The sequence below is a fragment of the Blattabacterium cuenoti genome, from assembly GCF_014252015.1.
Lineage (GTDB): Bacteria > Bacteroidota > Bacteroidia > Flavobacteriales > Blattabacteriaceae > Blattabacterium > Blattabacterium cuenoti_U.
Genome location: NZ_CP059206.1, coordinates 507047 through 518639, shown reverse-complemented (window position 1 = coordinate 518639; position 11593 = coordinate 507047). Strand labels below are relative to the sequence as shown.

Sequence of the window (11593 nt, the reverse complement as noted above, 5' to 3'; positions counted from 1 at the left end):
AATTTATTTCTGCAGAACAATATAGAAATTGTTTTTATTTCCTGCGAAAATGAATCCAATCATATAATAAAAATTCAAGAAAAAAGTTCCTACAAAAAAAGAAAAAAATGTTTAATGAGGATCAAGATTATTTAAATAACGGTAAATTTCTAAATAATCAAACAGTAAGTAGATTAATAAAAATCATTCATCATAACCCTAATGATGTTATAAAAATATTTAGTTTATTAAAACTATGTAAAGCCATCTCTATTTTTAGAGTATTAGATTTGCCTATAAAAAAAAAAATTATAAAAGGGTTACCTTCTATTAAAAAAATGGAGTTGCTAAATAATTTATCGGTAGATGATCGTGTTTCTTTTTTCAAAAAGATTCCCAAAAGGATTTTAAAAGATTTAATTAAATATTTAAATTCAGAAGAAAAATGTAAAACTTTAGTTTCTCTAGGATATCCTGAAAATAGTGTAGGTCGTTTAATCATTCCATATTATCTTGCAGTTCAAAAAACTTGGAGTGTACAAGAAGTTTTGGATTATATCCGTAAAGAAGTAAAAAATAGTGATGTTATAGAAATTATCTATATAGTAGACCAAAAAGGAAAATTAATAGATGATATAAAAATACGAGAGTTTTTATTAGTAGACCCAAATACAAAAGTGTATGATTTAATAAATAGTGATAAAAAAAATACTGCCACTTTAAATATTACAAATACAGAAGAAGAAGCTTCTAAAATATTTTCTCTAAGTAATAGAGTTTCACTTCCAGTTATAGACGATAAAAATTTTTTATTGGGAATAGTAACTGTAGATGATATTTTATGGGTTTTAAATGAAAATTATAGAGAGGATTTTCAAAAGATAGGAGGAATGGAAGTTCTAGATCAATCCTATTTAAATGTTCCTTTATATAAACTTATTAAAAAAAGAGCTGGATGGCTTATTTTATTATTTATAGGAGAAATGTTAACAACTACAGTTATGCAAGAATTTTCAAGTGTGATAGAAAAAGCCGTGGTTCTTGCTTTGTTTATTCCTTTAGTTGTTTCAAGTGGGGGAAACAGTGGTTCTCAAGCAGCCAGTTTAATTATACAAGCCATGGCATTAGGAGAAGTTAAGATCAAAGATTGGTGGATTGTTATGCGAAGAGAAATTATTTGTGGTTTTTTTTTAGGTAGCATATTGGGATTAACAGGTTTTATACGTGTAGTAGCTTGGCATAAAATCAATTTATTTAATTATGGAACTCATTGGATATTAGTAGGATTTACAGTTTTTTTATCCTTAATCGGAGTGGTTTTATGGGGAACATTAAGTGGGTCAATGTTACCTTTTATAATTAAAAAATTAAGAGGAGATCCTGCTAGTTCTTCTGCTCCTTTTGTAGCTACACTAGTAGATGTTGTTGGATTAATTATATATTTTTCTATGTCTTACCTTCTTTTGCATGGAACTTTACTATAATTATAAAAACATTTTTTTACATTTTTGTAAAACGATTTTAAAATCTTCAGGAATTGGACAATAAAAATAACATTTCCCATTTTTTGGATGTATAAAAGAAAGAGATATAGCATGTAAAGCTTGTCTTGGTAATATTTTTAAACAAGTTTTCAAAAATTCTATATTTTGATTGGAACATTTTTTTTTCATAAAAATTCTGTTTCCACCATAAATAGAATCATGAAACAATGGATGTCCCAAGTATTTGAAATGAGCTCTTATTTGATGTGTTTTTCCTGTTTTGATATTGCAAGAAATATATGTTAAATATTTGAATCTTTCTAATACTTCGTAACATGTAACAGAATACTTCCCTTTATAAGATTCATTATTTCTAAATATAGTCATTCTTTTTCTATTTTTAGGATCCCTACCAATAAAACCAGTTATAATCCCTTTTTCTTCAAGTAAATCTCCCCATATTAAAGCCCTATATTCTCTTTTAATTGTTCTGGAGTAAAATTGTTGAAATAAATATTTTTGAGAATATTCATTTTTAGCTAAAACTAATAAACCTGATGTATCCTTATCTAATCTATGGACTAATCCACTTCTATATAAATTAAAATTATTTAAATTTGAGTTTTGAAAATGATATTTAATTCCATGAATCAACGTTCCTTTATCATTTCCAAATCCAGGATGAACAACCATTCCTGCTGGTTTATTAACTACAATAACATCTTCATCTTCATGGATAATATCTATATTTATTTTTTCTGCAATAATATTATTGTACTCTAAATGATCCAATATAGAAGGAATATTAGAGATTTCTATATCTATAAAATCTAAAGGTTTTATTTTATAATTTTTTTTTACAATACGTTGATTGACTATAACTTTTCCTGAAATAGTTAATTTTTGAATTTGATTTCTACTAATGTTTTGGATATTACTTTTTAAAAATTTATCAAGACGAACTTCTTTTTGATTTTCATTCGCAATAATTTGAATTTTTTTCATTTAATTCAATTCTATTTTTTCTTCTTTTTTTTCCATATGTTTATTAGAATCTTCTTTTTCTATTTCTATTTGAATTTTTTCTGTTTGTTTGCTTGATTTTTTTTCATCTATTTGAATTAAATGATCCAATAATTCTTTTGAACTTAACCAAAGTTCAACCGATTTATTTTTATCATGAATACTTCCAGGTGTAGGTTTTTGACGGTATACTTTTGCATTTTTATTCGGATTGATTATTGTATGATCATAGTAAAAATTAATTACATGAAATAATTGGTTGTTTAAAGTATGAGTAGCAGCATGTAATGACATTCCGATAACATTAGGAACTACCAAATTATTTTTTTCATATCCTTTTCCAATAATTAAAGTGATACCATCTTGATTAGTAGGAAATCTATATCCAGATTGAATAGATTTTTTTTTATATAAAATTTTTAAAACGGTATCTCTACTCATGTCATGAATATATTTAATTTCTTTGACAGGTATATGATTATCATGAAGCAATTTTATTGCTATTCGTTTATTTTTATTTATAATATTAGGTAAAATAGATTGTGAGGATTTAGAATTAACTTGTATGTATATATGTCTTCCTTCTTTTACATGACCTCCAGCTTCTGGAGAAAAGGAAATAATTTGATTAACTTTAAAATTAGGATCGTAACGCGATGTATCTATATCGTATTTTAGCCCTAATTTTTTTAAAATAGATATAGATTTAGGTAAAGTAAAACCTTTCAAATCAGGAACTACAACATAAGATCCATGTTTTGTATATACATCTACCCATTTCAGTGCCAATTGAGTTATTTTATATAAGATCAATATGGAAATTAAAAAATTTATTATGAATATTACAAAATATTTTGAATAATTCATGAAAAAAGTAAATATTTAAATAAATATATTTTTATACAAAAAAACTAATAAAATTAAAAATAAATAATGAAAAAAATAGCTATTCTCATGGGAGGATTTTCAAAAGAATCCACTATTTCACTAAAAAGCGGAAAAGTTGTTTATGAAAATCTATGCAGAAAAGAATTTAATCCTTATCGGATTTATCTTTTTAAAGATAGATGGTTTATGAAAGATGAAAATGATAAAGAATATTCCATAAATAAGCAAGATTTTACTGTTTATGGTGTGAAGGATCTAAAGTTTGATTGTGTATTTAATGCCATACATGGAACTCCAGGAGAAGACGGTATATTACAAGCTTATTTTGAATTATTAAAAATTCCTTACACAGGATGTAATTTTCATCATGCTAATTTAACTTTTAATAAAAAATATTGTTTAACTTTTTTAAAACATTTTGGAATTAATACAGCTGAATCTTTTTTTTTGAATAAAAATCAAATTTTTTGTAAAAAAAAAATTTTAAATAAAGTAGGACTTCCTTGTTTTATAAAACCTAACAGATCTGGATCTAGTATAGGAATCAGTAAAGTTTATGAAGAAAAAAATTTGTTTGATGCAGTACAAAAAGCCTTTTTAGTGGATGAAGAAATCATTATCGAATCTTTTCTTGAAGGAAAAGAGGTATCAGTGGGTGTTTTTTCATTTAAAAATGAAATTATTGTTTTACCAATAACAGAAATAATTAGTCAAAATGATTTTTTTGATTTTGAGTCTAAATATTCTGGTAAATCTAAAGAAATCACCCCCGCAAAATTATTGCCAAATATTGAAAAAAAAATACAAGAAATAGCAAAAAAAGTGTATGAATATCTTAATTTATCAGGAATATCTAGGTCTGAATATATTATTGTAAATGAAAAACCTTTTTTTTTAGAAATCAATACAATTCCAGGTCTTTCAAAAGAAAGTATTTTTCCAAAACAATTGGAAACAATTGGAATCTCTTTATCCGATGTATTTAAAAACACCATATATTCTTCCATTGAAAGAATGAATACATAAAAATTTTACAGTTTACAACTGCATTTTTTTTTGCAAGAATTTCCTTTGTACAAAAAAAAATTTTGTATTTTTCTGAATAAACAAAAAATTGAATATAAAAAAAACAATCCTATCACAATATATTGCCACATTTTCTTTCCTTTTTTTTATTATTTTTTTAATATTTGGTATGTTAATAACGAAATTGTATAAGCTAATAAAGTCATAAAAAAAAATTGTACAATGGGCCATTTCCAAGATTTTGTTTCTTTCTTTATTATAGATAAGGTACTCATGCATTGCATAGAAAATGCATAAAAAAATAATAAAGAAATTCCTGTTGATAAATTATAAATAGGTTTTTTGGTTTTAGGGGATATTTCTTTTTTCATTTTTTCCTTTAAAAAATTTTCTTTTTCTTCTATACTGTATATAGAAGCCATCGTACTAACAAAAACTTCTCTTGCTACAAGAGAAGATAGTAATCCTATTCCAATTTTCCAATCATATCCTAATGGATGAATTACAGGTTCCATTTTTTTTCCTAATAGTCCCAAATAAGAATGAGGTAATTCTTTTTTCTGTATACTTATGTATGAATTTTCTGAAGGACCAAAAGTTCCTAAAACCCAAATCAATATATTAATCAGGAAAATCATTTTTCCTGCATTTGTAATAAATGATTTTAGATTAATCCATAGAGTAATTAATACATTTTTTAATATAGGTATTTTATAAGTAGGAATTTCTATTATAAGATGACTTTTATAATTTTTTTTCAAAAATTTATGTAAAATCATTGATATACTCAAAGCAGATATAATTCCTAAAATATACATAGCCATGAGTATTATTCCTCTTAGTTGAATAAAATACCATCTTTTATCTGGTATAATTAGAGATATAATTAAAGTATAAACAGGTAATCTTGCAGAACAGGTCATAAAAGGAGTAGCTAAAATAGTAATTAAACGATCTCTTGGATTTTCTATATGTCTAGCTGACATAATTGCGGGAATAGCGCAAGCTATACTAGAAATAAGCGGAACAACACTTTTACCATTTAATCCAAAAGGTCGCATGATTCTATCCATTAAGAATATAACTCTACTTATGTAACCACTTTCTTCCATAATAAGAATGAAAAATAGTAAAATAGAAATTTGGGGAATAAAAGAGACAATAGTACTAATTGCAGGAAATATTCCTTGAAAAAAAAAATTATTTAAAGGACCAGGATGAACATTATCTAGTTTTTTTTGTACAAAAGAAAAAAAAAATTCTATAAATTTTTTGGGTATTTCCGTCCAGAAAAAAATACATTGAAAAATAAAAAATAAAAAAAATATAAAAATGAAATAACCCCAAAAAGGATGTAAAATTAAATAATTATCTATTTTTTTCGAAAATTCTAAATAAGTTTTTTCTTTATCCGAAATTAATTCAGAAACTGTTTTTGAAAATATTTTTCCTATTTCTTCATATCTATCTAATGTTTCCTTTATCTGTAGTCTTTTAGGAATAATATTATATTTTTTTTTTATTTTGTTTAATAAATAGTCTTCTTTTAAAAATTTTTTATTGTGAGCTAAATAATACCAAGCTTGATAAGAGTTTACTTTATAACTATTTTTGACATCATTAATAGCAAGAGAATAACGTAATCCTGGATTGAAAAAATAAGTTTTTTTTATTTTTTTATTTAAATTTTTTATTTTCAACTTGATTTTATCTAACCCTATCCCTCTTCTTGCGTTGATCAATACAATTTCTGTTATGAGAATTTTTTTTAGTTTTTCTATATTAATGGATATCCCTTTCTTTTTCGCTTCATCAAGCATATTTAATACAAAAAGAACAGGAAACCCTAAATCTTGTACTTGTCTAAATAAAAGAAGACTTTTTTTTATGTTTGATGAATCTGCTACTACTATGATTTTATCTGGATAATCTAAATCATTGCTATTGCTTAGTAGTCTACTAACTACTTCTTCATCTTCTGATGAAGAATAAATACTATAAGTTCCAGGAAGATCTATAATTTGATAGTATATATTTTCATGACAAAAATATCCTATTTTTTTTTCAACTGTTACTCCTATATAATTTCCAACTTTTTGATTAAGTCCAGTTAATTTGTTAAACAAAGAAGTTTTTCCTACATTTGGATTCCCAACAAGTGCTAATTTAATTCTTGACATTATCTGAAATAATAGGTTCTATTATGATATTTTCAGCTTCTTCTTTTCGTAAAGCTAAACAAGATTGATCATAACTTATACATAATGGATCGTAAAAAACAGAAACAAAAAGTATCTCAAATTTTACACCAGGCAAAACACCTAATTCTAATAATTTTATAGAAAAATTATCATTTTTATATCCTTTAATTATTCCTTTTTCTCCTTTTTTAAGATTAGATAAATTCAAAATATGTTTTTATTTTGGAATAAAGGTTTAAATTTATCTTTTTTATTTTTTAAATTTTAGAAATGTCATCGATTTTAATTAAATCTATACAATTGCTACTTAGCATTTCTATATTAGTTATTGTTCATGAATTAGGTCATTTTATTCTAGCTCAAATATTTAAAGTAAGAGTTGAGAGATTTTTTTTATTTTTTGATCCTTGGTTCTCTATTTTAAAAAAAAAGATAGGACATACTATTTATGGAATAGGTTGGTTACCTTTAGGAGGATATGTTAAAATATCTGGAATGATAATCGATGATAAAAATGTAGTGTCAGAAAATAAAAATTGGGAATTTTGTTCTAAATCAGCATGGAAAAGACTATTGATAATCTCTGGAGGAATTATTTTCAATATATTGTTATCTATTTCAATTTTTTCTCTTTTATTATTTAAATATGGAGAAACTTATCTTCCTACAAAAAATGTTAAATACGGAATAGAAGTTGATTCTTTAGGAGAAAAAATAGGATTAAAAAATGGAGATAAAATCTTATTCGTTAACGGGAAGTATATCCCTTATTTTAATGATATTCCTAAAGAAATTATTTTTGGACATTCTATGACAGTGGATCGTATGGGAAATATTATAAAATTATCATTGAATGATGATAAGAAAAAATTTCTTTTTGATAGGAAAGAATTTAATTTTTTTATTAAACCTCGTGTCCCTCCTATAATCAATTATGTGGTCAAAAATTCTGAAGCAGAAAAGTATGGATTAAGAAATAATGATGAAATATTAGCTATTAATTCTGAATTTGTTCTTTTTTCTGATCAATTAAAAGATTTATTATTAAAATATAAAAATAGAAATATATTAATATCTATTAACAGAAATGGAAAACTTATTCAAAAAGAAATTTTTTTAGATTCAAAAGGAATTTTAGGGATTTTTTTAAAAAATTTTATGGATTTAGATCAAATTTTTTTATTTGAAAAAAAGAATTATTCTATTTTTCATAGCATTTTGCATGGTACAAAAAAAGCTTGGGATGTTTTAAAAAATCAAATATTTTTTTTTAAAAATGTTTTTCATATAGAAACTAAAGCTTATAAACAAATAGGAAGCTTTTTTTCCATAGCTAAAGAATTTCCGTCTAAATGGAATTGGGATATTTTTTGGACTTTGACAGCTACTTTATCTATTTGGTTGGCTTTTTTAAATTTATTTCCTATTCCATCATTAGATGGTGGTTATATATTATTTATCATGATAGAAATGATAACAAGAAAAAAAGTCAATGAAAATATTATTGAACGTTGTACTATTTACGGATTTGTAATAATTAGTTTAATTATGATGTTGATTATTATTTGGGATATTTTCAAAGTTTTTATTAACTGAATTTTTTAAAGAAAAAAATATGATTAGGAGTAATACCTATATCTATTAATAAGTCTTTTTTATGTATATTTTCAATTCTTTTTATAGGATAAAAAAAACTTAAACCTATTTTAATAGTATTTTCTTTACATAAAGGAATGAATCTATCATAAAAACCTTTTCCGTAACCGATCCTATAACCTTTTAAATCAAATGCTAATAGCGGAATAAATATTACTTCAATAAGAGAGATTGAAATCCTATGTTTATGCATAGGTTCTAAAATTCCATATTTCTTTTTTATTAATATAGTATTCTCATGAAATAAACAATTGTCTATGGATAACTTATAAAAGTTAGTACAGGGTACTGTAACACATTTTTCTATTTTTAGTAAAAAATTGATAATGATAAATGTGTTTACTTCTTTATATTTACGTATAGGTAAAAATATGTGATAATATGTTTTATTCCATATAAATAATATTTTTTTTAATTGAAAAAAAATTTCATAACTCATTTTTATAATCTCATTTTGAGAAATCGACTTTCTCATAGAGAAATATTTTTTCCGCAATTTTTTTTTATTCATTAATATTTTCTATTTCAACAGAAAAATCTATAAAATTTTCTAATATTTTTATTATTTTTTTAGGTTTTTCTATATGACCCATATGACCTGTGGGGATTGCTACAAAATAAGTTTGATTTCCATTTTTAGTTTCTTCATAAATTTTTTGTACATCAAGAATTGAGTCATATAAACCAGATATATATAATTTTGGAAATTTAGTTGTCTGTAACAAAAATTTTCTATTTTTTCGAATTGACATTCCTTTTAAAAAAGCAATAATACTATTAATAGAAGTAGATAAGGCTATTTTTTTCATGAAAAATATTTCTTTTTGTAAAGAAGACAATTTTTCATGATGAAATAATTTATTTATACTTGTGGATATAAATAATGGATAATTATTTATTACCAATGAAATTGATTGAATCCGATTTTTCTTTTTTTCAAGTGTGTCTGATTCTGTTGTTGAATGAAGTAAACAGATCCCTAAAAACATTTCTGGATATTTTTCTGCCATTGCTAAGGCAACATATCCCCCCATAGAATGGCCTATAAAAATAGCTTTTTGGATATTTTTTTTTTCTACAATTTTTTTTACAATTTCTGCAGCTTCTTCCATTGTAAAAATTGTATCATATCCTGATATGAAAGGACTTTTTCCATGACCAGGAAAATCAATTGAAAGAACTCTATATTTACTAGAAATACTATGATATATATAATTCCATATTTCTAAACTTTCCATGAATCCATGCAACAGAACTATAGGAATTCCTTTTCCTTTTATTTTAAAATTTATTTTACAAATATTATTCATATGATATACATTCATACTATGAAATCAAAAATATACTTTTATGAAATTAGATGAATATATATGAAATTGCAAAAAAACAATTATTTGTTTCAAAATACATTTTGAACATTCAAAAATTAGGATAATCATGTTGTTAACAATAAACATCGGAAATTCTAGTCTTCGTTTTGGACTATTTGATAATAATTCTAATTTAGAATGTAATTGTTCGTGGATCATTAATACTAACCCACACAGATCGCTAGATGAATATGTTTTATTGTTTAAAAATATATACCAACAATATGGCATTCTTCATAAATTTATACAAAATATTGTTATTGGATCAGTCGTGCCTTCTCTTACAAATATTGTGGAACAATCATTATACGAAATACATAAAATAAAACCTATTATAGTTGATAGAAATTCGGCTTCTCCTATCAAGCATTATTCTCATCAATTAGGTACAGATTTGTATGCTAACGCTATAGCTGCGTATACATTATACAACAATAGAAATACAACTTTAGTCGTAGATTTTGGAACTGCATTAAGTTTAACTTGTATAGATAAACATGGCAATCTTCAAGGTATTATTATTGCTCCTGGAGTTAATAGTTCTTTATCTGCATTGATTGGAAACACAGCTCAATTATATCAAATTGAATTAAAAAAGCCTACTAGTATATTAGGGCTGTATACAGAAACATGTATTCAAAGTGGAATTATATATGGATATTTGAGTATGGTTGAAGGGTTGATAAATAGAGTCAATCAAGAGTTGAAAACAAATTGTTTTGTTATTGCTACTGGGGGCCTTTCTCATATATATACTCCTTTAACAAAAAAGATTCATATAAAAGATAAATTACATACAATAAAAGGATTAAAAATTTTATTTCATTGGAATCATTAAAAGTTAGAATCTTCGTTTCTATATCTTTATAGATTTCTTTATTTTTTTTGACAAAATTTGAAAATTTTTTGTAGATAAAACCATTCTTTTTTTGGAAAAATTTCCGTCATTTTCTTGATCCATAGGAATTAAATGAATATGAACATGAGGAATTTCGAATCCCATAACAAATATACCTACACGATTGCAAGGAATGATTTTTTCTATACCTATAGCTACTTTTCTAGTAAAAGACATAATAGAGATAAATTCTTTTTCCGATAGAGAAAATATTTTATCTCTATTACTTTTTTTCGGGATTACCAAAGTATGTCCTATTTTAATAGGATAAATGTCCAAAAAAGCTAAATGATCAGAATTTTCTGCTACTTTATAAGCTAAAATTTCATCATTAATTATTTTATGAAATATATTATTTTTATTCACTAAACGCTATTTCTAAAATTTCATAATCAAGTATCATTTTATTAGGTAACTTAATATGTGCTATTTGTCCCACTTGTTTTCCAAGTAATCCTGCTGATATGGGAGTATTAATGGATATTTTACCTGATTTTAAGTCTGCTTCTCCCTCTGGTACTAAAGTATATATTTGTTCTCCTCCATAGGTTAAATTTCTTACTTTTACTGTGGAAAGAATGGAAACTCTAGTCCTATTAATTTGTGATCCATCTATAATACGTGCATTGGATAGTTTTTTTTTTAATTTAGCTATATTCATTTCTAAAAAACCTTGAGCCTCTTTTATTGCGTCATATTCTGCATTTTCTGATAAATCCCCTTTATCTCTAGCTTCCGCTATTTGCATGGATATTTTCGGACGTTCTATATTTTCTAGTCTTTCTATTTCTTTTTGTAATTTTTCTAATCCTTCTTTAGTTATATATTCAAATTTTGCCATAATTTTTCATTATTATTTTTTTCTGATCTTTTTCATTCAATTTATCTATTTAGATGATATGTAAAATTATATGATTGTTGAAATAACATAGATGTTTCATGCAATACAAAAAAATATCATTTTTTTTGTTTTAAAAACATTCAATAAAAGATATATTATATTTTTATCAAATTAAAATTACAAATTTTTGTTTTTTTTCATTTAAAAAAAAATTAATAAATTTTTTG

At 24.3% G+C, this 11593-nt stretch carries 12 protein-coding genes; 4 read left to right on the top strand and 8 right to left on the bottom strand.

Going from position 1 to position 11593, the window contains the following annotated elements; all coding sequences use genetic code 11:
• Nucleotides 1-107 precede the first annotated feature (107 nt).
• The gene (mgtE, locus tag H0H50_RS02545) at nucleotides 108-1463 is read left to right on the top strand and encodes a magnesium transporter (RefSeq protein ID WP_185867058.1); all 1356 of its coding nucleotides are present in this window, start codon (nucleotides 108-110) and stop codon (nucleotides 1461-1463) included.
• Here the strand turns inward: mgtE and H0H50_RS02540 are convergent, their stop codons facing one another.
• On the bottom strand, nucleotides 1464-2468 hold the full coding sequence (locus H0H50_RS02540) for an RluA family pseudouridine synthase (protein WP_185867057.1): 1005 nt from the start codon (nucleotides 2466-2468) through the stop codon (nucleotides 1464-1466).
• Entirely contained in the window at nucleotides 2469-3353 is an 885-nt protein-coding gene (locus tag H0H50_RS02535; protein WP_185867056.1) for a PASTA domain-containing protein, read from the bottom strand.
• Nucleotides 3354-3419: 66 nt separating this feature from the next.
• Between H0H50_RS02535 and H0H50_RS02530 the strand changes: the two genes are divergently transcribed.
• The gene (locus H0H50_RS02530; RefSeq protein ID WP_185867055.1) at nucleotides 3420-4400 is read left to right on the top strand and encodes a D-alanine--D-alanine ligase; all 981 of its coding nucleotides are present in this window, start codon (nucleotides 3420-3422) and stop codon (nucleotides 4398-4400) included.
• 149 nt (nucleotides 4401-4549) lie between these two features.
• On the opposite strand, the gene feoB is transcribed toward H0H50_RS02530, so the two are convergent.
• Together feoB and H0H50_RS02520 are read right to left on the bottom strand one after the other, a co-directional pair.
• On the bottom strand, nucleotides 4550-6580 hold the full coding sequence (feoB, locus tag H0H50_RS02525) for a ferrous iron transport protein B (protein WP_185867054.1): 2031 nt from the start codon (nucleotides 6578-6580) through the stop codon (nucleotides 4550-4552).
• Nucleotides 6567-6809, bottom strand: a complete 243-nt coding sequence (locus H0H50_RS02520) for a FeoA family protein (RefSeq protein ID WP_185867053.1) — start codon at nucleotides 6807-6809, stop codon at nucleotides 6567-6569. Before H0H50_RS02520 ends, feoB begins: the two co-directional genes overlap by 14 nt.
• 62 nt (nucleotides 6810-6871) lie before the next feature.
• Here H0H50_RS02520 and rseP point away from each other — a divergent pair, with 62 nt between their 5' ends.
• Nucleotides 6872-8197 carry an RIP metalloprotease RseP gene (gene rseP / locus H0H50_RS02515; RefSeq protein ID WP_185867052.1) on the top strand — a complete coding sequence of 442 codons (1326 nt, stop codon included), beginning with the start codon at nucleotides 6872-6874 and terminating at the stop codon, nucleotides 8195-8197.
• On the opposite strand, the gene H0H50_RS02510 is transcribed toward rseP, so the two are convergent.
• Both H0H50_RS02510 and H0H50_RS02505 read right to left on the bottom strand, forming a co-directional pair.
• Complete coding sequence (locus H0H50_RS02510) at nucleotides 8190-8768, bottom strand: 5-formyltetrahydrofolate cyclo-ligase (protein ID WP_185867051.1); 579 nt, start codon at nucleotides 8766-8768, stop codon at nucleotides 8190-8192. The genes rseP and H0H50_RS02510 overlap by 8 nt on opposite strands.
• Nucleotides 8761-9582, bottom strand: coding sequence for an alpha/beta fold hydrolase (locus H0H50_RS02505; RefSeq protein ID WP_238784191.1), 822 nt, complete (start codon nucleotides 9580-9582; stop codon nucleotides 8761-8763). The genes H0H50_RS02510 and H0H50_RS02505 overlap by 8 nt, the downstream gene beginning before the upstream one ends.
• Before the next feature lie 112 nt (nucleotides 9583-9694).
• On the opposite strand from H0H50_RS02505, the gene H0H50_RS02500 reads away from it, so the two are divergent.
• Nucleotides 9695-10465: a type III pantothenate kinase gene (locus H0H50_RS02500; RefSeq protein WP_185867050.1), complete on the top strand. Its 771-nt coding sequence runs from the start codon at nucleotides 9695-9697 to the stop codon at nucleotides 10463-10465.
• Nucleotides 10466-10483: 18 nt separating this feature from the next.
• Here the strand turns inward: H0H50_RS02500 and H0H50_RS02495 are convergent, their stop codons facing one another.
• Nucleotides 10484-10891, bottom strand: a complete 408-nt coding sequence (locus H0H50_RS02495; RefSeq protein ID WP_185867049.1) for an HIT family protein — start codon at nucleotides 10889-10891, stop codon at nucleotides 10484-10486.
• The gene (gene greA / locus H0H50_RS02490) at nucleotides 10884-11366 is read right to left on the bottom strand and encodes a transcription elongation factor GreA (protein WP_185867048.1); all 483 of its coding nucleotides are present in this window, start codon (nucleotides 11364-11366) and stop codon (nucleotides 10884-10886) included. Before greA ends, H0H50_RS02495 begins: the two co-directional genes overlap by 8 nt.
• Nucleotides 11367-11593 lie beyond the last annotated feature (227 nt).

What these genes read in the sequence shown, in the direction of transcription:
- greA (WP_185867048.1), bottom strand. Translation starts at nt 11,366, where the DNA reads ATGGCAAAATTTGAATATATAACTAAAGAAGGATTAGAAAAATTACAA.
- H0H50_RS02540 (WP_185867057.1), bottom strand. Translation starts at nt 2,468, where the DNA reads ATGAAAAAAATTCAAATTATTGCGAATGAAAATCAAAAAGAAGTTCGT.
- H0H50_RS02535 (WP_185867056.1), bottom strand. Translation starts at nt 3,353, where the DNA reads ATGAATTATTCAAAATATTTTGTAATATTCATAATAAATTTTTTAATT.
- H0H50_RS02505 (WP_238784191.1), bottom strand. Translation starts at nt 9,582, where the DNA reads ATGAATGTATATCATATGAATAATATTTGTAAAATAAATTTTAAAATA.
- mgtE (WP_185867058.1), top strand. Translation starts at nt 108, where the DNA reads ATGTTTAATGAGGATCAAGATTATTTAAATAACGGTAAATTTCTAAAT.
- feoB (WP_185867054.1), bottom strand. Translation starts at nt 6,580, where the DNA reads ATGTCAAGAATTAAATTAGCACTTGTTGGGAATCCAAATGTAGGAAAA.
- H0H50_RS02530 (WP_185867055.1), top strand. Translation starts at nt 3,420, where the DNA reads ATGAAAAAAATAGCTATTCTCATGGGAGGATTTTCAAAAGAATCCACT.
- H0H50_RS02510 (WP_185867051.1), bottom strand. Translation starts at nt 8,768, where the DNA reads ATGAATAAAAAAAAATTGCGGAAAAAATATTTCTCTATGAGAAAGTCG.
- rseP (WP_185867052.1), top strand. Translation starts at nt 6,872, where the DNA reads ATGTCATCGATTTTAATTAAATCTATACAATTGCTACTTAGCATTTCT.
- H0H50_RS02500 (WP_185867050.1), top strand. Translation starts at nt 9,695, where the DNA reads ATGTTGTTAACAATAAACATCGGAAATTCTAGTCTTCGTTTTGGACTA.